Source organism: Corynebacterium sp. p3-SID1194 (genome assembly GCF_025144155.1).
GTDB lineage: Bacteria > Actinomycetota > Actinomycetes > Mycobacteriales > Mycobacteriaceae > Corynebacterium.
The window spans coordinates 280,031-304,470 of record NZ_JALXWY010000001.1 but is presented as its reverse complement, the minus strand read 5'-3'; the positions used below and the strand labels follow the sequence as shown (position 1 = coordinate 304,470).

Sequence of the window (24,440 nt, the reverse complement as noted above, 5' to 3'; positions counted from 1 at the left end):
AAAGCTAAAGGATTTACCACTATGAAGCAGAAGACCCACAAGGGCACCGCAAAGCGCATCAAGGTCACCGGTTCCGGCAAGCTGCGCCGCGAGCAGGCTGGTAAGCGCCACCTGAACGAGAAGCTGTCGGCGAAGCGTCGTCGTAAGCTCTCCGGCACCACCGACGTCGCTAAGAGCGATGTCAAGCGCACCAAGCGTCTCCTCGGCAAGGCTTAATAGAGCGCCTGCCTTCAGAAATAAACACCTACATCTCTCACAAGTAAGGAAGTATCACTGTGGCACGTGTTAAGCGCTCAGTTAACGCCAAGAAGAAGCGTCGCGACATTCTGAAGTCCGCTAAGGGCTACCGCGGCCAGCGTTCCCGCCTGTACCGCAAGGCGAAGGAGCAGTGGCTGCACTCCCAGACCTACGCGTACCGCGATCGTCGCGCCCGTAAGTCTGAGTTCCGCAAGCTGTGGATCCAGCGTATCAACGCTGCGGCCCGCATGAATGACATCACCTACAACCGTCTCATCCACGGCCTGAAGCTGGCCGAGGTCGAGGTGGACCGCAAGATTCTCGCTGACCTGGCTGTGAACGACTTCGCTGCGTTCTCCGCTATCTGCGAGGTTGCAAAGAACGCTCTGCCGGAGGACGTCAACGCTCCGAAGGCCGCCTAAGAGCTTTTCGCTTATCGACGCCCCGTTGCTCCCGGTTTCACCCCGGGACAGCGGGGCGTTGTGCTGTAATTGTCTGTGCTCGGCTCAGCGTGCTGCCGTGGGGCGGGCCGATTAGCGATTTTTTGAGCGGCGGCGGGAAAGGTTGGGGCACTCATGGCGTTGCGCGTAGGGAAACCGCCGTCGTCTGGTGCGTGGTTTTTCTTTGAGCGTGCGGTCCAGGCCTCCTCGCGTGATCCAGAGAGGTTCGATCCGGCGGATCCTGCCGAGAAGTGGCGCCGCATTGAAGCCGCACAAGCGTCTCTGCGCTTCAACGTCAAATACCATCTCGCCGTTTTAGGGCTGTGGGCTTCTTTCGCGCTGATAGTCAATGTCATTGCCGTGATCGTCGATGCCGGGTGGGGGCACTGGCTTTCTCGTGGATTCATGGCTGTGGTCACGATTGTCGCCCTCGGCTTCATTCTGCGGTTTCAATTCTGGTGGGTGAAAAAGCGCGCACGGAATGCACGAAGCGTCGAGAAATTGAGTCCGCTGGTGAAGCAAGCTCGGCGCGGAACATTCAATGGGCTTGATGCTCACCCACACATGAAGACGTACGCTGAGGCGTTCTACCGCCGACAGCAGGTCGGATTGGATCTGGAGAATGCGCTTCCATTCGAGGTGCAGATTGCCCACGATGTCGATATCCGCCCGGGGAAAAGCTCTTCGTTGACGCGGGTGCGGGAAAATGAATTGCGGGCGGTCAAACCGGTCATCTTCTCCGGTTTGGATTTTTCCACTCCGCAGGCGCGGGAAAGGAACCGTTTTCTGGGCTCTCTGATCGAGCAAGCCGAGAAGGAGAAATCCCTTCAGGTGGGCGAGATTATCTCCACCCGTGGCGGAGTCGTCGTCGCGGACATTAAATATTGGAACGGCACTTTGAGTGTGACGCAGCAGGGCACGTTTGTGGATCACAACCTCGGTCTGAAGGAGCTGTCCCGCCACCGTTCGATCAATGCTCTGGCGGAAGCGGCGCGGTTCGTCAACGAAGGGGACATCGCTTTTGTGCTCGTGATTGTCGCCGGAGGAAATGTCGATGGAGGCCTGATTGAAACGACGATGAAGGGCCACCGGGTCGTGGTTGCGGAATGGACAGAAGCCATGGGCGAGCTCATTCATTTAGACGCGAAAAAGACAGTCGTGCCCGCTACGGCCATCGCCGAGATTTTGGACCGGACGCCCATACCAGACGACTAGCCATCAATAACGCGAAAACCTGCCCACACGCAGTGCGTGCGGACAGGTTGAAGCAATCTTCGCGGGGTTGTGCTCCCCTTAGAACAGGCCGTTATGCGGCTTGCCGAAGTCGTTGACGGTGGCCTTGCGGGAGTCAACGTTCTGGTCGTTGCCGGTGGAGTTGTCGCCGGCGAGACGACCGGTCTGGGTGACCGTCATGTAGTTGGTAAGGCGGCCTTCCTTGGTGTTGCCGTCGCCGAAGGAGAAGGCACCGAGCAGGACGTCGTCACCAGCGTTGACCGGGTTGGACAGGGTGACCTCGAAGGTGCGGACGCCCTTGTCGTGGTTGTAGCCCATGTCGCGGATGTGAGCGCCGTTAGCCTTGGTGGTGGTGATGAGGCGGTCAACGCCCTTCGGGCCGTCCTCGGTGCGGACCTCGACACGGAAGGTGATCGCCGGGAACTCGCCCCAGTAGCGGTCGGTGCCGACGTTCTTAGCGCGCAGAGCGACGGAGCCTGCGAAGCCCTCAGCCTTGGAGCTGGAGGTGGTGAAGTACGGCTCGATGTCGAGCTTCTGGGCATCAGCTGCCGGCTTGTTGGAGTCCTCGACCTTCTTGGTCTCAGTGTCGGCGACAGCCTCGACGGTAACGTCCTTGTTGTCCGCCTTGGCGTCCTTGTTCTCCTTGTCAGCCTTGGCGTCCTTGTCAGCCTTAGCGTCCTTGTCAGCCTCCGGCTTCGGAGCGTTCACGTCGATCTTCTTGTTGGTGACGTCCTCGGAGTCGTTGTCCTTGACCTTGTTGACGTCGTCGAGCGTCTCGCCCTCGTTCATCTTCTCCACGTCGGAGTGGTATGCCGGGTTCGGGTTGTCGACAGGCTTGGTGACCTGTGCGCCCTTGTTCGGTGCCCAGGAGTCAGCCGGGGTGTCGTAATTCTTGACGCGGACCTCGTTCTTGACCGGCATGTTGGCAACCCAAGCGGTCGGGGTAGCCCAGGTGCCGTTCGGCTTGCAACGCTGCTGGGTGCCGGTCATGGTGACGGTGCGGAAACCGTAGGAAGCCTCACCGGTGTTGCCAGCCGGGACGTCGTACGGGCCGATCTGCTGGCCGACGGTCCAGCTCAGGGAGCCGGAGACATCCCAGCCGAGGGACTTAGCCAGGGAGTAGCCGATGCTGCCCTGCATACCCTTCTTGGAAGCCTGGCCGCCGAGCTCGAGGGTCTCGGTCTTGGAGCCGTTGATGCTTGCGGAGATGTTCTGGGTGCGGGACAGCTCCTGCTGCAGCGGGATGGACTTGTCGGACAGGTTGGTGGTGGAGATGGTGCCAACCGGCAGGAAGTTATCGGTCACCTTGTAGACGACGGTGCGGTAGTCCTCGGTGGAGTTGCACACCGGGCGCGGGTTGAGGACGTTTGCCTTGAGGTGGTCGCTGCCACGGTAGGTGTGGATGATCGGCAGCTTGGCGTTGGTTGCCGGGGTCTCCGGAGCGGACTCTTCGAGGGTCGCAGCGGTTGCGGGGTTTGCAGCGGCGGTTGCGGTCATCAGTGCTGCGAGTGCGGCAGCAGCTGCACGGCGGGTGTAGCGGGCCATGACAGGTTCTTCCTTTCTCGTGTTGAATACTTCGGCAGCGCATACCGGGATGGTTCCCCGGCTGTGATCGTTGTCAGTGATCGGTTGGACGCTGATGACGTTCAACCTAAGCCGTGCACAGAGCACAAACAAGGAAAAACAAGCCTCTTGGTACCTAAGTTTGCAGGTCAGGGACTTTCGTTCCGCGGGGCTGCGGAGCGACCTGCGGAAAGGAACGAAAGTGTAAGTAGAAGACGGCCCGTGTATACGGGTGAGTTATTTGCCGCCGAGAACGTGCACGACGAGATCGAGACGCGATGACACCCCGTAGAGAGTGAGCAAGCGCGAAACGTGCTTTTTCACCGTCGATTCGGAGTAGTTGAGACGGCGTGCGATATCGGAATTGCTCAACCCTTCGCAGAGGAGCTCCAGGACATCGATTTCACCGTCGGTGATGCCGTCGGGGTAGGTCCGCTGTTGTGGTGCGGATTCGACGGGCGTGTCTTCGGGAGAGATGTAGCGCACGAGTTTCGTCATCGCGGCAGGGGACACGACTGTTCCGCCGGTGACGGCCTGGCGCACAGAAAGAACGATCTCTTCCGGCGGCTGGCTCTTCAGGATGTATCCGCGCCCGCCTTGGGCCAGAACATCGAGCATCTTCCGGTCGTTCTCCAGCGAGGTGATCGCGAGAAAGGCCGGCGTCTTCGGAAGTTGATTGAGGCGACCGAGCAGGCTCGGCCCGTCCATCTCGGGCATGTAGACATCCGAGAGAACGAGGTCGATCACCTCCGGGTCGATGAGCTCGAGGGCCTCCGGACCACTCGATGCTGTGCCGACGACATCAATGCCGTCAGCGGAAGTGAGGTAGCGGTTCAGGACATCGCGCACGAGCGGGTCGTCGTCGACGAGGAAGATGCGGATGTTCTGGTCATCACCACTACTCATAGAAACCTAACGTGATCAAAAATGGGAACGTGTGCTTACTTGGTGCGGCACCAGATCTTGGCGATGGCGCCGCCGCACTTGAACATGTTGCCCATGGCGCCGGAGTAGAAGCCAAGGGTCGGCTCGGCATCGTCGTTGATCGGGGTGACGGTAGTGGTCTCTGGGGTGTCGACGATAGCGGTGGACGTGGTTGCGGAAGCCGCCGGAGCGAGAGCGACGGCGGCGGCGGTAATGGCTGCGACAGTGGTGGTAGAGATCTTCTTCATGATGAGTTGATGTCCTTCCAGGAAAATGACAGTGAATTTATTGGTTGGCGGCCCAGTGTATTCGGCGTAGGCCTTGATTATCCGTCTGGACCACGCAGGATACAACTATATTCCGGGTACTGAACGAAAGTGTGGACGAAAGTATCCACCTGTGACTTGGGGAAATATACTTTCGTTCCTTTAGTGCGAGTTTTTGCCCAAGGGCAGAGTCAGCTCGCTCCGCCATTGGTCGCCAGTTTGGTTGAAGGTCAGCTTCCCGCCTTCTCGCTTCACTAAGCTGATCGCTTCGTCCAATCCGATGCCGGATGTCATCTGGACGTCTCGTTCACGGCCGGAAACCGTGTTTTGGATGGCGAGGGTGAGGGTGTCGTCGTCACGCACTGCTGCGATGATGATCGGCTTCGCTCGCTCAGCGTATTTGAGGGCGTTGGTATTGATTTCGCGGAGAACCGTGTATCCGTTGTGCAACGAAGCTCCGTCGAGTACCTGCTCGTTAATACCCGACTCAATGACGGTGAACCCGTGGCTGCGCATCACGTTGATGATGGCGGAGATGCTTTCAATCAGTTCGTCAGGGCCGTTCGCAAGTGGGTTGTCGGAGGCAGCGGCCTCATCAGTGCGCATGAACCGAATGAGTTCGCGCACTTCGCGCATGGCCCGACGTGCATCCTCAGCGATGAGCAACGAGGACTCGCGTGATTTTTCGCTGCTGTTCATCGCCATTGACTCGCTTCGCAGGACTACTGATGTCAATGAAGCAGCGACAGAGCCGTGAAGTGCTCGTACGGCGCGCTCGCGTTCTTCCGCGAGCTGACGTTTGAACCGCCGGGATTCTTGTCTCTTTCCTGCTAGTGCCTCGCGGATAGTGAACCCGCCGACCCATCCGGCGAAGAGTAGACCGCCGAGAATTGCGGCGGTTTCCGCATCGTCGGGTAGGAATTGGCCGTTGCCGAAACCAGTGAGTGCCAAGTACCAGAGGATGGCGGCGCTGACACCGCTGACAGGAGGTCTTTCGACTAGGGCCAGTATCGAGACGATGCCCAGGGTGCTGAAGAAAATGAGCGGACTCTGGAAGGTTCCGTGCATCGCAGATATTTGGAGCAGGAAGCCGAATCCAATCGCCGCGGGGAGGGGCGAGATGACAGCGAGTGCGGCAACGATCACGACGGCGGTGTGGAACAGTGTCTGGGTTGTTTCGTCGGCGCGACCTTCCGGAACGAGCAGGGTAACGCCGAGAACAACGCACACGACAACGGCGCTCCCCGCGATAATCCACCGGCGTGGTGCCGGCGACTCGGGGAACGCCTTGATCCACTGGCGCAACGATGTCACACGGATAGCGTAATAGCGCTTGCGTGATGCTGCTTATACGCTGGGTCAGCATGAGCCTCGATTTCTCTCAGCCTTTCACTGAACGCACTCCTCGGGTGGTCAACGCGGGGAAGTTGAACAGGGCGGCGGGGCGTCGTAAAGCGAAAGCTTTTTTGGCGGAAGGGGAGAACTCCGTCGAGGCGGCTGTGGCGACGGGTGCTGCGACGGACCTGTTTGTGACGGAGGCGGCGGCGGACCGTTTCGCGGATGTGGTGACGGCGGCGGGATACATGGACGTGTTCACGCACGCGATCACGGACAAGGCTGCGCAGGCGCTGACGGACACGGTGCACACGACGGGGATTTTCGCGGTGTGCAAGCCGGTGACGTGGACGCTCGGCGCGATTTTGAAAGGGCGCCCGAAGCTTGTCGCGGTGTGCGTGGAGACGAACGACCCGGGCAATGCCGGCACGATCATTCGCCTCGTCGACGCGCTGGGCGCCGACGCCGTCGTCTTCGCCGGCGACACCGTCGACCCGGAGTCGCCGAAAGTCGTTCGGTCCTCGGCTGGCTCGCTGTTCCACGTGCCGGTCGCCCGCGAGCGCGACATCAAGGGAGTGCTCGGCCAACTGCGGGCAGCAGGCTTATCGACGTTCGCGACCACCATGCACGGCGAGGTGAACCTTGCCGATTCCGGTGATGCGCTAAACCAGCCCACTGCGTGGCTGTTCGGCAACGAAGCCCATGGGCTGCCCGGGGACGTCCTCGAGTCCGCCGATTACACCGTTTCCATTCCCATTCAGGGTTCCGCCGAGTCGCTGAACCTGTCCACAGCCGCGTCGATCTGCTTGTGGGAGTCGGCGAAGGCGCTCGCAGAGGATTAGGCACTCGGCGGGACGGGGGCACCACTCGGCGCGGCACCACCAGATCCTGCCGGGCCACCGGGGCCACCGGAACCGCCGGGGCCGCCGCCCATGCCGGGTACAGCGCCGCCGGAACTCGGTGTCGTGGTGTCGATGGGGACATCGATGGTCGCGTTGTAGCCAGCTTGGACATCCCCGGATACCGCAGGGGTTTGCTGTTCCCAGCCGTCGCCGAAGACGTTGTCGGTCTCCAGCGTGATTCGGGAATAGGGCGTTCCGGAATCGGTGTAGTTGTCAGTCCCGTAGACCGCGTCGCAGACCTCTGCCGGAACAGCGATCTGCGAAGTGAGAATCGCGTTAGTGCTGTCGGCGATATCGTCCACTGAGGGGAATACCTCGAAGTGGATATGGGGCCAGCGACCTTCGTAGCACCCCGGAACGATGGTCGTGAACTCGACGAATCCGTCATTGCCGGTGACCTGGACACCACGCAGGTACGTTTCGTCTTCTAGACCGGATGAATACATGGAATAGCGGCCGGCAGCGTCGCAATGCCAAATATAGACAGCGGCACCCACCATCGGGGAGTTGTTGTTGACCATGTCGACGATGTTCATCCGCAACTTCAGCGGCACACCACTTGCGGTTGCGCCACCACCGATCGAGCCACGGATATCGCTGCGCTCAACGCCGACCTTCTCTAGAACGTCTGGTCCGTTGGAACCGTCGCCCGGATATGGCCCGGCCGTTTCGCTGTTCATCTCGGTGAGGTCTTCAGCTGTACTGGTGGCCGTGGCCGACGACGCGCTTGTCGGCGATGTCGTAGTTGAGGATGCGTTGTTCTTCGCGCTCGGGGCGCATGCCGCAAGCGCGGCCGTTCCGGCGCCCAAGCCGAAGATGCCCAACAGTCTGCGCCGCGACAAGCGGTTCTCAATCGTGGCGATGTCGAAGATCAGACCTTGGTCTTCGGGATCCTCTGCTTGGTTTGGCAGCACGCGGCCCTCGAAAGTTCTCGGAACTTCATTGACGCCATTCACTGTGTTGTTTTCACGGGTGCCCAATTTCAATTTCCTTCTCTGTACTGGGCGGAGCCGGGGATGTCTTGTCCCTCGTGGGATACCGGCAAAGGCACTTTAAAAAACATTTCTGTGGTGGCACCCCGGTTGATGTGTAAGTACGCGCAAAACATGGCCACAGTTAGGCAATGTTTCAACTGCGAGTTGGCTGTTCGAGATCACTGCGGGGTACGCGGGACCGCGCAGGTATGCTTGTCACCGTTCTATATCGCTGCCGGGAAAGAAAGGTGCGGGTGTAGTGAGCACCGAAATTGAACTGACCGAGGACGCCCTGAACAAGGCTGCGGACGAGGCAATCGCTGCTTTTGAGGCGGCGCCGGACCTGGCGTCGCTGGAGGAGGCGAAGCGCGGGCATTTGGGCGAGCAGTCGCCGATCATGCAGGCGCGCAAGTCACTCGGGTCGATTCCGAAAGAGCAGCGCAAGGACGCGGGCCGCTTCGTGAACATGGCGCGCGGTCGCGCGGAGAAGCGCTACAGCCAACTGCACGCCGAGCGTGAGGCGGAGCACCGCGAGCAGCAGCTGCGCGAGGAAAAGGTCGATGTCACACTGCCGACGTCGCGTGCGCAGGCTGGTGCGATGCACCCGATCACGACGCTGAGCGAGCAGATCGCCGACATCTTCGTCGGCATGGGCTGGGAAGTCGCCGAAGGCCCGGAGGTCGAGGCCGAGTACTTCAACTTCGACGCGCTGAACTTCATCCCGGACCACCCGGCGCGCACCCTGCAGGACACGTTCTACGTCGGCGAGGAAGGCTCCCGCCAGGTCATGCGTACCCACACCTCGCCGGTTCAGGTGCGCACGATGCTTGAGCGCGAACTGCCGATCTACATTGCGTGCCCGGGACGTGTATTCCGCACTGATGAGCTCGACGCCACGCACACCCCGGTTTTCCACCAGGTGGAAGGCCTCGCCGTGGACAAGGGCCTGACGATGGCGCACCTGCGCGGCACGCTTGACCACCTGGCGAAGGTGCTGTTCGGCCCGGAAACCAAGACGCGCATCCGCACCAACTATTTCCCGTTCACCGAGCCGTCCGCGGAGGTGGACGTGTGGTTCCCGAATAAGAAGGGCGGCGCCGGCTGGATCGAGTGGGGCGGCTGCGGCATGGTCAACCCGAATGTGCTCCGTGCTGTTGGCGTCGACCCGGAGGAATACTCCGGCTTCGCATTCGGCATGGGCATTGAGCGCACGCTGCAGTTCCGCAACGGTCTGACGGATATGCGCGACATGGTCGAAGGTGATGTCCGCTTCACGCTGCCATTCGGTGTTCAGGCGTAACAGGGAAGGTTGAAGGAGAGTAGAAAATGCTGATTTCTCAGAAATGGTTGACGTCCCTGCTGAATAACGCCGGTAACCCCGGTTGGTCCGTGAGCTCCGAGGAGCTCGATGCTGGCTTCGTGCGCGTCGGCTTTGAAACCGAGGGCTACGAGCCGCTCCCGGAAGTCACTGGCCCGCTCGTTGTCGGTCGGGTCGAGGAGATCGAGGAGCTCACCGGGTTCAAGAAGCCGATCCGCTACTGCCAGGTCAACGTCGGCGACGCCAACGGCACGGGCGAGCTGCAGGGGATTATCTGCGGCGCCCGCAACTTCGCACTGAACGATCTCGTCGTCGTTTCCCTGCCGGGCGCAGTGCTGCCGGGCGGGTTCGAGATCTCCGCGCGCAAGACCTACGACCACATCTCTAACGGCATGATGGCCTCCGAGGCGGAGCTCGGATTCACGTCCAAGAGCGACGGCATCATCGTCCTGCCGGAGGACGCAGGTGTTCCGGGCCAGGATGCCCGCGAGGTGCTCGGCGGTTTCGACGACACTGTTTTCGAGGTCAACGTCACTCCCGACCGCGGCTACGCGCTTTCGGCACGCGGGCTCGGCAGGGAAGTGGCCTCCGCCTTCGGGCTGGAGTACAAGGACGTGGCAGTGGAGCCGCAGATCAGCGGTATTGATCTGTCTGCCGTGCCGGAGCCCACAGGCGACGCTCTGCCGATCACCGTCGAAGAATCGACGAAGGCGCTGCGTTTCGGTGTTCGCAAGGTCGAAGGCATCGACCCGGCTGCGCAGGCGCCGTTCTGGATGAAGCGTGCGCTCATGCTCGCTGGCATCCGTTCCGTCAACGCCGCGACCGACGTGACCAACTACATCATGCTGCTGCTCGGCCAGCCGATGCACGCCTTTGACGCGGATAAGATCGCTGGCGGTCTGCGGGTGCACAATGCCTCTGGTGACGAAGAATTCGAGACCCTCGACCACGTCAAGCGCACGCTCACCCCGGGTGATGTGGTCATTTCCGATGACAATGGCATCCAGTCGCTCGCCGCGATCATGGGCGGCACGACCTCCGAGATCGGCGACGACACCACCGACGTCTTCTTCGAGGCCGCGACGTGGGATTCGCTCACCGTCGCGCGTTCCGCACGCCACCACAAGTTGAGCTCGGAAGCTTCTCGACGCTTCGAGCGCGGCGTCGACCCCGCCCTCGTCGAGGTAGCCCTGGATCTGGCATGCGCGCTGCTCGTTTCGATTGCGGGCGGAACTGTCACCGACAAGCGCACGATCGTCGGCGATGCACCGCAGCCCGACGCGATCCGTCTGCGCGCGGCGCAGCCGTCGGAGCTGATCGGCGTGGATTACTCGGTTGAGACCGTGGTCAAGCGCCTCGAGGAGGTCGGCTGCTCTGTCGAGCAGACCGAGGAAAATGGCGAGACCGTTCTTTCCGTGACTCCGCCGACGTGGCGCACCGACCTGAACGAGCCGGTGGAATTGATCGAAGAGATCGTCCGACTTGGGGGCCTCGACGAAATTCCGCTTGAGCTGCCGACCCCGCGCGGAGGCCGTGGCCTCTCGCCGCTGCAACGCCGTCGCCGTGCTGTCACTCACGCGCTGGCCTACTCCGGCTACGCGGAGGTCATCCCGACGCCGTTCATGTCCAATACTGTGCTGGACACCTGGGGCCTGGAGGCTGACGACGACCGTCGCCGCGTTGTCACGGTGCAGAACCCGCTCGACGCTGATTATGGAGTCTTGGCGACGACGCTTCTGCCGGCAATGCTCGAAGCCGTCGGCCGCAATGTCGCGCGCGGACGCAACGACCTTTCGTTGTTCTCCGTCGCACAGGTCGCTTACAAGTCGTCTGCTTCTTCGCCGATGCCGAGCGTCGCTCAGCGTCCGGCTGATGCCGAGATCGAAGAGCTCATCGCTTCGCTGCCGCTGCAGCACCTTCACGCTGCGACTGTGGCGACGGGCAATACGGAGCTCGAAGGCCCGTGGGGTGACGGCCGCGCCTACACGTGGTCGGATGCCGTCGAGTCCGCCCAGGTCGTCGCACGGGCCGCGGGAGTAGATCTCCAGATCTCTTCCGCCGAAGAGCTGCCGTGGCACCCCGGCCGTTGTGCCGCACTGTCTGTGGCGGTCGACGGCGGCGACCTCGTGGTCGGCCACGCCGGTGAGCTTCACCCGCAGGTGCTCGAAGCACTGGGCCTTCCCGCACGCACGTGCGCGATGGAGATCGACCTGACCGCACTGCCGTTGGCGGAGAAGCTTCCTGCGCCGGTGCTGTCGTCCTTCCCGGCGCTGCATCAGGATGTCGCGCTGGTCGTGGACGAGGAGATCCCAGCTGAGTCTGTGCGTCGCACGCTGGAGAACAATGCCGGCGACCTCATCGAGAGCGTGACGCTTTTCGACGTCTACCGCTCCGAGTCCCTGGGTGAAGGAAAGAAGTCGCTCGCATTCGGGCTCGTGTTCCGCGCGCCGGATCGCACGCTTACCGAGGACGAAGCATCCGAAGGCCGGCTTGCCGCAGCAGAGGCAGCGAAGAAGGAATTCGGCGCAGAGATGCGCGCATAAAATTATTTGCGCTGAATTATTTGCAAAGGGCGCGGGTGCTGTGTAGCCTGACGCTATGACCATCAAAGTCGCAGTCGCAGGAGCCACTGGCTACGCGGGCGGGGAGATCCTCCGCCTGCTCGTCGGGCACCCGCGCTTTCTCGATGGAACCTTTGAAATCGGCTCACTGACCGGAAACTCGAATGCCGGTCAATTAGGTGCTGACGTGCTTCCGCACGTTCCGCAACTGGCGGACCGCGTGATCGAGGAGACCGCCGTCGAGGTGCTGGGCGCGCACGATGTCGTCTTCCTCGGACTGCCTCACGGGTTCTCTGCTGAAATCGGCGCTGTGTTGCCGGAGTCCACACTCGTGCTGGACTGTGCCGCGGATTTCCGGCTCCGAAACGCGGAAGACTGGACTGCATATTACGGATCCGATCACGCCGGATTTTGGCCCTACGGAATTCCGGAAATGCCGGGGCACCGCGAGGAGATTGCGAGTGCCAAACGGATCGCCATCCCCGGGTGCTTTCCCACCGGTGCGACGCTCGCGGCGTTGCCGGCGGCTGCCCGAGGATTGGTGGAGCCGAAGTTCAACGTCGTCTCGGTGACCGGTGTGTCCGGCGCGGGAAAGAAGGCCAATGTGGACCTGCTTGGCGCTGAGACGATGGGATCGGTGAAGGCGTACAACACCGCCGGCAAGCACCGCCATACCCCGGAGATGGTGCAAAACCTCTCCGAGGTGACCGACGAGAAGGTGTCGGTGAGTTTCACACCGGTGTTGGCACCGATGACGCGCGGCATTCTCTCCACCGTCACCGCGCCGTTGAAACCGGGCGTGACTGAGGAGAATGCGCGTGCTGCCTACGAGGAGTTCTATGCGGGCGAACCATTCGTGCGACTGCTTCCGCAAGGGCGCCAGCCGCAGACCCAGCACATCGTGGGAACGAATATGTGCCTGATGCAGGTCGAGGTCGATGAATCGGCTGGTGTTCTGCTGGTCACGTCGGTGATCGACAACCTCACCAAGGGGACCGGCGGGGCAGCGGTGCAGTGCATGAACCTCGCCCTCGGATTCACCGAGACGGACGGTCTTCCCTTGGCGGCGGTAGCGCCATAGACGGGTCGACGCCTTTCATCGCGCGGCTGCTTTTGAAGTAAAGGAATGTGACATGGCTACGACAGGTGTGACAGCCCCCGCCGGGTTCTCGGCGGCTGGAGTCACGGCAGGAATCAAGCAATCCGGCAAGCCGGATATGGCGTTGGTGGTCAACAACGGCCCGCGCTTTGACGCGGCTGCGGTGACTACCCGAAACAAGGTCGTTGCGGCCCCAGTCAAGGTCACTCGCAACGCACTGAATAACGGCACGCTTTCCGCCGTGGTTTATAACTCCGGCAATGCGAATGCCTGCAATGGCACACAGGGCGACCGGGACGCAGTGGAGATGCAAGAGGCCACGGCGCGCGAGCTCGGTGTGAAACCGTCTGAGGTCGCGGTGTGCTCCACGGGCCTGATCGGCGATCTGCTCCCGATGGAGACGATCCGATCCGGCATTTCGAAGCTGGGGGAGAACCTGGGCGATCACGGTCATCTCGCGGCGGAGGCGATCCTGACGACAGACCTGGTGTCTAAGGAAGCCATTGTCACACGCGATGGATGGAGTGTCGGCGGCATGGCGAAGGGCGTGGGCATGATGGCGCCGTCGCTGGCGACCATGCTCGCATGCATCACCACCGACGCTGTGGTGAGTTCGGCTGTGCTGGATTCGGCTCTGCGTGAAGCGGCCGGTGAAACCTTCAACACGCTCGATATTGACGGTGCGACCTCCACCAACGACACAGTCATTGCGATGTCGTCGGGCGCATCGGGTGTGCAGCCGACCTCCCAGGAGTTCACCGAGGCGGTCATCGAGCTGTGCGAGGAGCTCTCACGCCAGTTGCAAGCTGATGCGGAGGGTGTGACCAAGCGCGTCGTCATCACGGTGGAAGGCACCGCCGATAACACGCAGGCTCTCAATGCAGCGCGCACCATTGGGCGCGACAATTTGGTCAAATGCGCCATGTTCGGTTCCGACCCGAACTGGGGGCGCGTGCTCGCCGCTGTCGGAATGGCGGACGCTGAGATGGACCCGGAGAAGATCACTGTGTCTTTCAACGGCACCCCGGTATGCGTCGACAGCACCGGCGCTCCAGGTGCGCGCGATGTCGATCTCAGCGGCGCGGATATCGAGGTCCTTGTGGATCTTGGGACCGGCGGGCCGGGACGCGCGAGCGTGCGCACCACGGATCTGTCGTATTCGTACGTGGAAATCAATTCGGAATACTCGACGTAGGAGCGGAGGTTCACTGTTGAATTTGAGCAATCAGGACCGCGCGCACGTCCTCGCTGAGGCGCTGCCGTGGCTGCAGCACTACCGCGACAAGATCGTCGTGGTGAAATACGGCGGCAACGCCATGATCGACGATGACTTGAAGTCCGCTTTCGCCGCGGACATGGTCTTTTTGCGCACCGTCGGCGCGAAGCCGGTCGTCGTCCACGGCGGCGGCCCGCAGATCACCGCGATGCTGGGGCAGTTGGGACTCGACGGCGGTGAGTTTATCGGCGGCTTCCGCGTGACCACGCCGGAGATCCTCGATGTCGTCCGCATGGTGCTCTTCGGCCAGGTCGGCCGCGACCTGTTGGGACGCATCAACTCGCACGGTCCGTACGCGGTGGGCACCTCCGGCGAAGACGCCGGTCTGTTCACGGCGCAGAAACGCTATGTCGAGGTCGATGGTGAGAAGAAAGACATCGGTCTGGTCGGCGAGATCGTCGATGTGAACCCGTCGGCGGTCATGGACATCATCGAAGCCGGCCGCATTCCAGTCGTGTCCAGCATCGCCCCGGGCAATGACGGCAATGTGTACAACGTCAACGCAGACTCGGCGGCGGGTGCGCTCGCCGCGGCGCTCAAAGCAGAACGTCTCGTCGTGCTCACCAACGTAGAGGGCCTCTACACCGACTGGCCGAATAAGGATTCGCTGCTGTCCAAGATCACGTTCAGTCAGCTCGCCCGCATGGTGCCGGATCTGGATTCGGGCATGATCCCGAAGATGGAAGCCTGCATGACTGCGGTGGAAGGCGGAGTCAACGCAGCGCATGTCATTGACGGGCGGATACCGCACTCGGTGCTTCTGGAGCTGCTCACCATGGGCGGCGTGGGCACAATGGTGCTGCCGGACGATTATGAGAAAGAGAACTATCCGGACGGAACTGTGTTCAGGAAGGATGATCCGCAGTGATGGGCAACCAGGATGCGCTGAACAAGTGGACCGACGTGTTCATGAATACGTACGGCACACCGCAGCTCCACCTCGTCAAGGGAAACGGCGCGACGGTGACAGACGCTGACGGCAACGACTACGTCGACATGCTGGCCGGCATTGCGGTCAACTCGCTGGGCCACGGACATCCAGCGCTTATCGACGCAGTGTCGACGCAGGTGAGCCAGCTCGGACACATCTCGAATTTCTTCGGGTCGGATGCGGCTTTGACTGCGGCGGCGCGGCTGCGCGAGAAGTTCGGTGACCCGGAGGCCAAAGTCTTCTTCTGCAATTCCGGCGGTGAAGCGAATGAGGCGGCATTCAAGCTCTCCCGCTTGACCGGACGGACGACGGTGCTGGCGGCCGAGAACGGCTTCCACGGACGCACGATGGGCGCGCTGTCGCTCACCGGCCAGCCGGGCAAGCGCGAGCCTTTCGCGCCGCTGGTGCCCGGAGTCGAGTACTACGCTTACGGCGATATCGAGCATGTGCGCGAGCTCGTCGACAAGCATGCGGGCGATGTCGCGGCGATCTTTATGGAACCGATCCAGGGCGAAGTGGGAGTGATTCCGGCGCCGGAAGGCTTCCTTAAGGATGTCCGCGCATTGTGCGACGAGCACGGGATTCTCATGGTCGTCGATGAGGTGCAGACCGGCGTCGGCCGCACCGGAGATTTCTTCGCGTTCACGCAGTCGGGCGTGCAGCCGGATATCGTCACCATGGCAAAGGGCCTGGCTGGCGGCATGCCGATCGGCGCGGTGGTCGCCAACGCGAAAACAGCAGTGCTGTTCACCCCCGGCGCGCATGGCACGACATTCGGCGGTAACCCCATTGCCTGCGCGGCAGCCAATGCGGTGCTGGATAGCGTCGACGACGCATTCTGCGTGGCGGTGAAAGAGAAGGGCGAGGGGCTGGCGGGAGCCGTCGATAAGCTTGCTGGCGTCGACCATGTGCGCGGCCGCGGATTGATGCTGGGCGTCGTCTTGTCGGCGCCGGTGGCGAAAGACGCGGTGCGCGTCGGCTTGAAGCATGGCGTGATACTGAATGCGCCGACGGATAATGTGCTGCGCCTGACTCCGCCGCTGACGATCACGGACGAGGAGCTTGACCGCGCTGTCGCCGCACTTGAGGCGACGCTGAACGAGTGTGTGGAGGAGACACGATGACAACACCGAATTCACGCGCCGTGCGCCAGGCGAAGATCCTGGCCATTCTCGACCACACGCGTGTGTCGTCGCAGGTGCAGCTCTCCGAGCTGCTGCTGGACGAGGGCATCGACATCACCCAGGCGACGTTGTCGCGCGACCTCGACGAACTCGGGGCGCGCAAGGTGCGCCCCACGGGTGGCGGGCGCTCGTATTACGCGGTGGGGGAGGAAGCCCAGTCCTTCCAGGCTTCCCCGAAAGGCCCGCGCGACAAGCTGCGCCGCATGCTCGCGGAGCTCGTCGTGTCCATCGACCACACCGGCAATATCGCCGTGCTGCGCACCCCTGCGGGCGCGGCACAGTACCTGGCAAGCTACATTGACCGAGTGGCACTAGAAAAAGTCGTGGGCACAATCGCGGGCGACGATACGGTGTTCGTTCTCGCGCGCGAACCGCTCACTGGCGCCGACCTCGCCGCTGAATTCATGGGCGAGGTGCAAAACGAGCCCAGCGATGAGGATTAGCTGGAAACCCCACGCTAGATAACTGAATTTTTAGACCTGGAATTTCACACTGCTGAATTAAGGAGCATTGACTGTCATGACCAACCGCGTTGTTCTCGCGTATTCCGGCGGCCTGGACACCTCCGTGGCCATCCCGTACCTGGCTGAAATGACCGACGGCGAGGTCGTCGCTGTCTCCCTCGACTTGGGACAGGGCGGCGAGGACCTGGAGTCCGTGCGCCAGCGCGCGCTGGATTGCGGCGCTGTCGAGTCCATCGTCGTGGATGCCCGCGACGAGTTCGCCGAGGAATACTGCCTGCCGACCATCAAGGCGAACGGCATGTACATGAAGCAGTACCCGCTGGTCTCCGCGATCTCCCGCCCGCTGATCGTCAAGCACCTCGTCGACGCAGCCAAGGAGCACGGCGGCACGCACGTCGCGCACGGTTGCACCGGCAAGGGCAATGACCAGGTCCGTTTCGAAGTCGGCTTCGTCAACCAGGACCCGGACCTGGAGATCATCGCTCCGGCCCGCGATTACGCGTGGACCCGCGACAAGGCCATCGAGTACGCCGAGGGCAAGGATCTGCCGATTGAGCAGTCCGCGGCATCGCCGTTCTCCATCGACCAGAATGTGTGGGGCCGCGCCGTCGAAACCGGCTTCCTCGAGGATCTGTGGAACCCGCCGACAAAGGACCTCTACGCCTACACGGAGGACCCGGCGCTGGGCAACGCTCCGGACGAGGTCATCATTTCCTTCGAAGGCGGCAAGCCGGTCGCGATCGACGGTCGCAAGGTCACTGTCCTTGAGGCCATCGAAGAGATGAACCGTCGCGCCGGCGCCCAGGGCATCGGTCGTCTGGACATGGTCGAGGACCGTTTGGTGGGCATCAAGTCCCGCGAGGTCTACGAAGCACCGGGCGCAGTCGCACTCATCACCGCGCACGAGGCGCTCGAGGATGTCACGGTTGAGCGCGAGCTCGCCCGTTACAAGAGGCTTATCGACGCCCGCTGGTCCGAGGAGGTCTACGACGGCCTCTGGTTCGCCCCGCTGAAGCGCTCCCTGGATGCCTTCATCGAGTCCACCCAGGAGCACGTCACCGGTGATATCCGCATGGTGCTGCACGCCGGCTCCATCACTGTCAACGGCCGTCGCTCCAACCACTCGTTGTACGACTTCAACCTGGCCACCTACGACACCGGCGACACCTTCGATCAGACTCACGCCAAGGGCTTTGTCAAGCTTCACGGCCTGTCCTCCCAGATCGCCAACAAGCGCGACAGGGCAGCAGCTAACGCAGCTGCCCAGGAGAAGTAAAGATGAAGCAGCACGGCACGAACGAAGGCGCCCTGTGGGGCGGACGTTTCTCCGGCGGCCCGTCGGAGGCGATGTTCGCCCTGTCGGTGTCCACGCACTTCGACTGGATTCTGGCCCCGTATGACGTGCTGGCCTCCAAGGCGCACGCCAAGGTGCTCAACCGCGCGGGCCTTCTGACCGATTCCGATCTTGAAGCGATGCTAGACGGGCTCGAGCAGCTCGGCCGCGACGTCGCCGACGGCTCCTTCGGCCCGCTTCCGACCGACGAGGATGTGCACGGCGCGATGGAGCGTGGCCTGATCGACCGCGTCGGTCCGGAGCTCGGCGGTCGTCTGCGCGCGGGTCGTTCCCGCAACGACCAGGTCGCCGCGATGTTCCGCATGTGGGTGCGCGATGCCTTCCGTGACGTTGCGGCTGACGTGAGTGATCTGGTTGAAGCGCTCTCCAACCAGGCTGGCGCACACCCGGATGCCATCATGCCAGGCAAGACCCACTTCCAGGCGGCGCAGCCGATCCTGCTCGCGCACTCATTGCTGGCGCACGCCCAGCCGCTGCTGCGCGACCTGGAGCGCATCCGCGACCTGGACAGGCGCGTTGCTGTCTCGCCGTACGGTTCCGGTGCGCTCGCGGGCTCGTCGCTGCAGCTCGACCCCGAGGCGATCGCGGAGGAACTCGGTTTCGACTCTGCCACCGACAACTCCCTCGATGGCACGTCCTCACGCGATTTCGTCTCCGAGGGCGCGTTCGTGCTCGCCCAGATCGCCGTGGATATCTCCCGTCTGGCTGAGGAGATCATCGCGTGGTCGACGCCGGAATTCGGCTACGTCACGCTTGACGACGCCTGGTCCACCGGTTCGTCAATCATGCCCCAGAAGAAGAATCCGGATGTCCCGGAGCTCGCACGCGGTAAGACGGGCCGCCTCATCGGCAACCTGACTGGCCTGCTGTCCACGTTCAAGGCCCTGCCACTGGCCTACAACCGCGACCTGCAGGAGGACAAGGAGCCGATCGTCGATTCGGTCAACCAGCTCCGCATCCTCCTTCCGGCGATGACGGGCCTGGTGTCCACGCTGACATTCCACGAAGACCGCATGCGCGAACTCGCGCCAGCGGGATTCACCTTGGCGACGGACCTGGCCGAATGGATGGTCCGCCAGGGCGTGCCGTTCCGCGAGGCCCACGAAGCATCCGGCGCCTGCGTCCGCATCGCGGAGGCCCGCGGGGTGGATTTGGTGGATCTGACGGATGAGGAGCTCGCCGGCGTCGATAAGCGTCTCACCCCTGATGTGCGTGAGGTACTCACGATCGATGGTGCCGTGGCATCCCGTTCCACGCGTGGCGGAACCGCTGCTGTTCGCGTCGCGGAGCAGCGCAAGCGTGTCGACGACGCCAATGCCGCGGCGCGCGAGTGGGCACAGACTCCCGTGCGCGGCGCCTAGCCACCGTCTGTTTCACTGCGCGGGGCTGAACGGCACCTTAAACTGTGCCCATGACCACACAACAGGCCACTGGAAGCTCCAACAGCAGTGGGCGCGGATGCTCCGTCATCGTCGGCATAATTTTGGCGATCGTCGCTATTGCCGCGGTCCTCATGGGACGGGGTGTGATCCCCGGATTCGGCGGCGGTGACGGCGGCGCTGAGGGAGGCCTCGGTGCCAAAGGCACAAAAGAAATCCACGGGGTAATCGGTTCCGAGAAACGCGAGTACTTCGAGGACCCGGAAGTTGTGGAGCGTCTGGCGGAGCTCGGCTTCACCGTGAATGTCAGTACCGCAGGTTCGCGCCGAATCGCCACTGAGGTGAAGCTGGAAGACCAGGACTTCGTCTTCCCGTCGTCGAGCCCGGCGACGCAGAAAGTCACCGACCAAGGCTCCGGCTATTCCACCGACTACCCGTTCTTCTCGCCGATGGCGGTAGCGACATTTCAGCCGATTGCGGAACTGCTCGAAGGCGCAGGTGTGGTGCGCCGCGACGGTGATAGCTACATTCTGGACGTCAACGCCTATATCGACCTGACCAAGGAAGGGAAGCGTTGGCGCGATCTCGGCGATACCTTCCCTTCGCCGCGCAATGTGCAGATCTCCACGACGGATATCCGCACTTCCAACTCTGCGGCGATGTTCCTGTCCATCCTGGCTTGGCAGTTCGGTGAGCGTGAACCTGATAAAGCCAACGACGTGAAATGGCTGACTGAACAAATCTCGCCATATTTCACCGGCCAGGGCTACACCCAGTCGTCCTCCGCGGGGCCATTCAACGACTACCTGAGTCAAGGGATGGGATCAGCGCCCATGGTCCTGGTCTACGAGGCGCAATTCCTTGGCGAGAAAATGAAGCCGAATTCGCGCATCAAAGACGACATGGTGCTGCTGCAGTTGGATCCGACGGTGCTGGCCAACCACGGACTCGTCGGCATCAGCGCAGAAGGCAAAGAGCTCGGCCGGCTGCTGTCTACCGATGAGCAGCTGCAGAAACTCGCTGCCCAGCACGGCTTCCGTCCGTCCAGTAACGATTACCTGACCACGGCATTGGAAGAGAAACAACTGCCGCCGCCGTCCAATTACGTCTCGTCGGTGGATCCGCCCAATTACGACCGACTTGAATCACTCATCGAAGGCGTGGGCATGCGCTACGGCACCGTGCCGCCCCGCAACCAGGAGGAGCAGGAGAAATGAGAAAACTACTAGCACTGCTGTTGACACTTCTGACCGGAGCTGCGCTCACTGCCTGCGGGCTGACTGGCAGCGGCGACGGTGGTGGCGGCGGCTTCGGTGGCGGGAAAGGTAGCGGCAGCGGGGAAGAACTGAGCATCCTCGCCGCTACTGAGCTAAAGGACCTTGAGCCGCTTGTTCAGCAGGCGTCAGAGGAGCTCGGCTTCCCGATCAGTCTCGAGTTCCCGGCCGGTACCTTGCAGAATTCGCAGGACCTCAAACACGGCAAATACGACAACGGTATCGACGCGACATGGCTGGCCACGAACCGCTACATGGATCTGATCGGCGCACGTGGTGCACTCGCTGACGAGACCAAGATCGCGACGAGCCCCGTCGCATTCGGCGTGCAGGAGTCGAAAGCGAAAGAACTCGGCTGGGACAAAAAGCAGCCGACGTGGGGCGAATTCGCTGATGCCGCGCGCGAGGGCAAGTTCACCTTCGGCATGACGGACCCGTCGGCATCGAATTCCGGCTTCTCAGCGCTGGTGTCTGTGGCGACCGCGATGGCCGATACGGGCTCGGCGCTGTCGGACGAAGACATTGCGAAGGTCGGCCCACGTCTGCACGAGCTCTTCCAGGCGCAGTCGATGGTCTCCGGTTCCTCCGGTTGGCTCGCTGAATCTTTCCAAGAAGACCCCGACAAGGCCGACGCGATCGTGAACTACGAGTCGACCCTGCAACAGATGCGCAAAGACGGCGCGGCTATCGAGGTGATCGTGCCCGCCGATGGTGTCATCTCCGCCGATTACCCGCTGTCCACGCTGACTAATGCAAAGCACGAAGGTGCGCAGGACCAGGTCAAGGCGTTGGCTGACTGGCTGTTGGATCACCAGCAGGAGATCGCGGATTCCTTCCGACGTCCGGTGGGAGATGTCGACAATCTCCCGGCGGAGCTCGGCGACCAGACCGTGATTGAGCTGCCGTTCCCGGCGAGCCAGGAGACGGTCGCCGCGCTGGTGCAGCGGTACAACAACGAATACCGCCGCCGTGGCACGACCTCGTTCGTTCTGGATACTTCCGGCTCGATGGAGGGTGAGCGCCTGGATTCGCTGAAGCAGATCATGACGTCCTTCATCGACGGTTCTGCGTCGACGGACACCGGAAACGTCGCGCTGCGCGACGGCGAGCAGGTCACGTTCCAGTCCTTCTCCGACACTCCGCATGAGCCGGTCACGGGCACCTTCAGCACCACTGATGCTGCGGCGAAGCAGAAATTCCAGACCTATGTCGACGACCTAAAGGCATCTGGCAAGACCAATATTTACGACACTCTCATGGAGGTCACCGAAAAGACCGACCCGGCTTCCGGCATCAGCTCGATTGTTCTACTCAGCGACGGCGCGATGACTGCGGGACGCTCCTTCGACCAATTCAAGAAGGACTACGCCGCGGCAACAAATGGCAAGGGAAGCATCCCAGTCTTCGTCATCCTCTACGGTGAGGCGCAGACAGACCAAATGGAAGAGCTTGCCGACGTCACCGGCGGTGCCGTCTTCGACGCGATCAACGGCGATTTGAGCGACGCATTCAAGGAGATCCGTGGTTACCAGTAGCCCTTATACTTCCCCTTCTGACAGCGGTAAGGGAAGTGGCGGGAGCTTTTTCACCTCCCGCAAGAACCTGGTCGGAATGACCCTTGCGGTCCTAGTGATTGTGCTGCACCTCGCTATCGGGCTCGGCTTCCTGTGGCCAGTCGCGGCAGCGGCGGCGTGGGGTGCAGGAGTCGCGTTGACGCCGTCACCCGAGCGAAAGCAACTCGGTGCGAGCAGCACGCCAATGCTGCCGGCGCCGGTGGAATTGGATGGAAAGCTCACCGAGGCTTTGAAACCGCTGTACGACGTGCGCCCGCCGAAACCTGTCGGCCCGCAGGCGCGGGAGCTGGATAAAACCCTGCGCTTCGTCTTGAGAAATTGGGACGACCTCAACTCGGCCCCGCAGCACCAGCAGAATATCTGGGACATCATCAATATTTATCTGCCGGAAGTGGTCACGACCTACCTCGATGCACCGCAGTACCGCAGCCCGGAGGCGGTGAAGGTCATGTCCGGATCGCTGGGCACGCTGACGTCGGCGGCGGACAAAGTCAGGCAGGGCATTCTCGACCAGAATCTGCGGGCGATGGATTCGCAGGCTCGCACGCTGCGAGAGGCCTTCGGCGACCTACCGGGCCTAGAGGACACCTAAGCAGGGTACGATGAACGACCATGACGGCCGACACTCCGACGCTTGACCCGCAGCTTCTCGATATCCTTGCCTGCCCGCAGGACAAGGGACCTTTGGAATATCTTTCCGAGGAGCAATTGCTGGTCAATCGCCGGCTCGGTGTCGCGTACCGCATCGACGATGGCATCCCGGTGCTGCTTATCGACGAAGCGCAGCCGTACCCCGCCGCCTAGCTTTCTCGCGGCACACCAATCCGAATAGTGAATACCCACTCCCTTAGTGAACGAGGCTTGAAGGAACTGCTTTATGGCTGACAGCGCAACGATCATCGATGAACTGCAGTGGCGTGGACTGATCAATCAGTCCACTGATTTGGACGCACTCAACGAGGCGACGAAGCAGCCGATCACGCTGTACGCCGGTTTCGACCCGACGGGGCCGTCACTGCACGCCGGGCACCTTGTTCCGCTGCTGATGCTGCGTCGATTCCAGGAGGCGGGCCACCGCCCGATCGTGCTCGCCGGCGGTGCCACCGGCATGATCGGTGACCCGCGCGACGTGGGTGAGCGCACCATGAACTCCGCCGACACCGTCAGCGACTGGGCCGGCCGCATCTCCGGCCAGCTGAAACGCTTCGTCGACTTCGACGGCGATAACGCCGCCACCCTGGTCAACAACGCCGACTGGACGAACGACATGACGGTCGTCGACTTCCTGCGCGATGTGGGCAAGCACTTCTCGTTGGCGACGATGCTCTCACGTGACACCGTCAAGCGCCGTCTGGACAACGACGGCATTTCCTACACCGAATTCTCGTACATGCTGCTGCAGGCAAACGATTACGTGCAGCTGCGCCGCCGCCTCGACTGCACCCTGCAGGTCGGCGGTTCGGATCAGTGGGGCAACCTCGTCGCGGGCGTGGACTTGAACCGCCGCATGGACGGCGAAGCTGTTCACGCTCTCACGGTGCCACTCGTGACGGATTCCGAGGGCAAGAAATTCGGCAAGTCCACCGGCGGCGGCTCGCTGTGGCTCGACCCGGAGATGACCAGCCCGTACCGGTGGTACCAGTACTTCGTCAACACCGCCGATGCCGATGTGATCCGCTACCTGCGCTGGTTCACGTTCCTGACCAAGGAGGAGCTGGACGAGCTCGAGACCGAGGTCGCAGAGCGCCCATTCAAGCGCGAAGCCCAGAAGCGCCTGGCGCGCGAGATGACCGACCTCGTCCACGGCCCAGAGGCGACCAAGGCAGTGGAGCTCGCCTCCCAGGCACTCTTCGGCCGCGCTGAGCTTTCCGAGCTTGACGAGCCGACACTTGCCGCCGCAGTTTCTGAGACTGACGTCTTCACTGTTGAGCCGGGTGCTCCTCGCACGATCGTCGATCTCATGGTCGGCACCGGCCTGGTCGATTCGAAGGGCGCTGCCCGCCGCGCTATCAAGGAGGGTGGCGCATACGCCAACAACGCCCGCATCGAGTCCGAGGACTGGGAGCCGGGTTCAGACGAATTGCTGCACGGCCAGTGGCTCGTGTTGCGCCGCGGTAAGAAGAATTTCGCCGGCGTGAAGATCGCCAATTAA

General features: G+C 62.2%; 23 protein-coding genes. 18 read left to right on the top strand and 5 right to left on the bottom strand.

What is annotated here, in order from left to right; genetic code table 11:
- Positions 1-21 precede the first annotated feature (21 nt).
- The 3 genes from rpmI to M3G19_RS01505 all read left to right on the top strand — a co-directional run bounded on the left by rpmI (position 22) and on the right by M3G19_RS01505 (position 1,892).
- Entirely contained in the window at positions 22-216 is a 195-nt protein-coding gene (rpmI, locus tag M3G19_RS01515; protein ID WP_259900108.1) for a 50S ribosomal protein L35, read from the top strand.
- 59 nt (positions 217-275) lie between these two features.
- Complete coding sequence (gene rplT / locus M3G19_RS01510; RefSeq protein WP_076598499.1) at positions 276-659, top strand: 50S ribosomal protein L20; 384 nt, start codon at positions 276-278, stop codon at positions 657-659.
- A 153-nt stretch (positions 660-812) separates the two neighbouring features.
- Positions 813-1,892, top strand: coding sequence for a hypothetical protein (locus tag M3G19_RS01505; protein WP_259900107.1), 1,080 nt, complete (start codon positions 813-815; stop codon positions 1,890-1,892).
- Between the two features lie 78 nt (positions 1,893-1,970).
- Here the strand turns inward: M3G19_RS01505 and M3G19_RS01500 are convergent, their stop codons facing one another.
- The 4 genes from M3G19_RS01500 to M3G19_RS01485 all read right to left on the bottom strand — a co-directional run bounded on the left by M3G19_RS01500 (position 1,971) and on the right by M3G19_RS01485 (position 5,977).
- Positions 1,971-3,455 (bottom strand): hypothetical protein, encoded by a 1,485-nt coding sequence (locus M3G19_RS01500; protein WP_259900106.1) that lies wholly within the window; start codon positions 3,453-3,455, stop codon positions 1,971-1,973.
- A 255-nt stretch (positions 3,456-3,710) separates the two neighbouring features.
- A complete protein-coding gene (locus M3G19_RS01495) occupies positions 3,711-4,379 on the bottom strand; it encodes a response regulator transcription factor (protein WP_259900105.1) in 669 nt (222 codons plus the stop codon).
- Between the two features lie 35 nt (positions 4,380-4,414).
- Positions 4,415-4,645, bottom strand: a complete 231-nt coding sequence (locus tag M3G19_RS01490; RefSeq protein WP_259900104.1) for a hypothetical protein — start codon at positions 4,643-4,645, stop codon at positions 4,415-4,417.
- Positions 4,646-4,825: 180 nt separating this feature from the next.
- A complete protein-coding gene (locus M3G19_RS01485) occupies positions 4,826-5,977 on the bottom strand; it encodes a sensor histidine kinase (RefSeq protein ID WP_259900103.1) in 1,152 nt (383 codons plus the stop codon).
- Between the two features lie 50 nt (positions 5,978-6,027).
- Between M3G19_RS01485 and M3G19_RS01480 the strand changes: the two genes are divergently transcribed.
- Positions 6,028-6,840: an RNA methyltransferase gene (locus M3G19_RS01480; RefSeq protein ID WP_259900102.1), complete on the top strand. Its 813-nt coding sequence runs from the start codon at positions 6,028-6,030 to the stop codon at positions 6,838-6,840.
- Here M3G19_RS01480 and M3G19_RS01475 read toward each other — a convergent pair.
- Complete coding sequence (locus M3G19_RS01475) at positions 6,837-7,880, bottom strand: intradiol ring-cleavage dioxygenase (protein ID WP_259900101.1); 1,044 nt, start codon at positions 7,878-7,880, stop codon at positions 6,837-6,839. The two genes, M3G19_RS01480 and M3G19_RS01475, sit on opposite strands and share 4 nt — an antisense overlap.
- 253 nt (positions 7,881-8,133) lie before the next feature.
- On the opposite strand from M3G19_RS01475, the gene pheS reads away from it, so the two are divergent.
- The 14 genes from pheS to tyrS all read left to right on the top strand — a co-directional run bounded on the left by pheS (position 8,134) and on the right by tyrS (position 24,440).
- Positions 8,134-9,174, top strand: a complete 1,041-nt coding sequence (pheS, locus tag M3G19_RS01470) for a phenylalanine--tRNA ligase subunit alpha (RefSeq protein WP_259900100.1) — start codon at positions 8,134-8,136, stop codon at positions 9,172-9,174.
- Positions 9,175-9,200: 26 nt separating this feature from the next.
- Positions 9,201-11,735, top strand: coding sequence for a phenylalanine--tRNA ligase subunit beta (gene pheT / locus M3G19_RS01465; RefSeq protein ID WP_259900099.1), 2,535 nt, complete (start codon positions 9,201-9,203; stop codon positions 11,733-11,735).
- Between the two features lie 55 nt (positions 11,736-11,790).
- Positions 11,791-12,834, top strand: a complete 1,044-nt coding sequence (gene argC / locus M3G19_RS01460) for an N-acetyl-gamma-glutamyl-phosphate reductase (RefSeq protein ID WP_259900098.1) — start codon at positions 11,791-11,793, stop codon at positions 12,832-12,834.
- A 52-nt stretch (positions 12,835-12,886) separates the two neighbouring features.
- Positions 12,887-14,047: a bifunctional glutamate N-acetyltransferase/amino-acid acetyltransferase ArgJ gene (gene argJ / locus M3G19_RS01455; protein WP_259900097.1), complete on the top strand. Its 1,161-nt coding sequence runs from the start codon at positions 12,887-12,889 to the stop codon at positions 14,045-14,047.
- Positions 14,048-14,063: 16 nt separating this feature from the next.
- Positions 14,064-14,996: an acetylglutamate kinase gene (gene argB / locus M3G19_RS01450; protein ID WP_259900096.1), complete on the top strand. Its 933-nt coding sequence runs from the start codon at positions 14,064-14,066 to the stop codon at positions 14,994-14,996.
- Positions 14,996-16,183, top strand: a complete 1,188-nt coding sequence (locus M3G19_RS01445) for an acetylornithine transaminase (protein WP_259900095.1) — start codon at positions 14,996-14,998, stop codon at positions 16,181-16,183. Before argB ends, M3G19_RS01445 begins: the two co-directional genes overlap by 1 nt.
- Entirely contained in the window at positions 16,180-16,686 is a 507-nt protein-coding gene (locus tag M3G19_RS01440) for an arginine repressor (RefSeq protein ID WP_259900094.1), read from the top strand. The genes M3G19_RS01445 and M3G19_RS01440 overlap by 4 nt, the downstream gene beginning before the upstream one ends.
- 76 nt (positions 16,687-16,762) lie before the next feature.
- The gene (locus tag M3G19_RS01435) at positions 16,763-17,983 is read left to right on the top strand and encodes an argininosuccinate synthase (RefSeq protein ID WP_259900093.1); all 1,221 of its coding nucleotides are present in this window, start codon (positions 16,763-16,765) and stop codon (positions 17,981-17,983) included.
- Between the two features lie 2 nt (positions 17,984-17,985).
- Positions 17,986-19,422, top strand: a complete 1,437-nt coding sequence (argH, locus tag M3G19_RS01430) for an argininosuccinate lyase (RefSeq protein WP_259900092.1) — start codon at positions 17,986-17,988, stop codon at positions 19,420-19,422.
- Positions 19,423-19,472: 50 nt separating this feature from the next.
- Positions 19,473-20,657: a hypothetical protein gene (locus tag M3G19_RS01425; protein ID WP_259900091.1), complete on the top strand. Its 1,185-nt coding sequence runs from the start codon at positions 19,473-19,475 to the stop codon at positions 20,655-20,657.
- A complete protein-coding gene (locus M3G19_RS01420) occupies positions 20,654-22,249 on the top strand; it encodes a VWA domain-containing protein (protein ID WP_259900090.1) in 1,596 nt (531 codons plus the stop codon). The genes M3G19_RS01425 and M3G19_RS01420 overlap by 4 nt, the downstream gene beginning before the upstream one ends.
- 76 nt (positions 22,250-22,325) lie before the next feature.
- On the top strand, positions 22,326-22,880 hold the full coding sequence (locus M3G19_RS01415) for a hypothetical protein (RefSeq protein WP_259900089.1): 555 nt from the start codon (positions 22,326-22,328) through the stop codon (positions 22,878-22,880).
- 20 nt (positions 22,881-22,900) lie between these two features.
- Positions 22,901-23,092, top strand: coding sequence for a Trm112 family protein (locus M3G19_RS01410; RefSeq protein ID WP_259900088.1), 192 nt, complete (start codon positions 22,901-22,903; stop codon positions 23,090-23,092).
- Positions 23,093-23,165: 73 nt separating this feature from the next.
- Positions 23,166-24,440 carry a tyrosine--tRNA ligase gene (gene tyrS, locus M3G19_RS01405; RefSeq protein ID WP_259900087.1) on the top strand — a complete coding sequence of 425 codons (1,275 nt, stop codon included), beginning with the start codon at positions 23,166-23,168 and terminating at the stop codon, positions 24,438-24,440.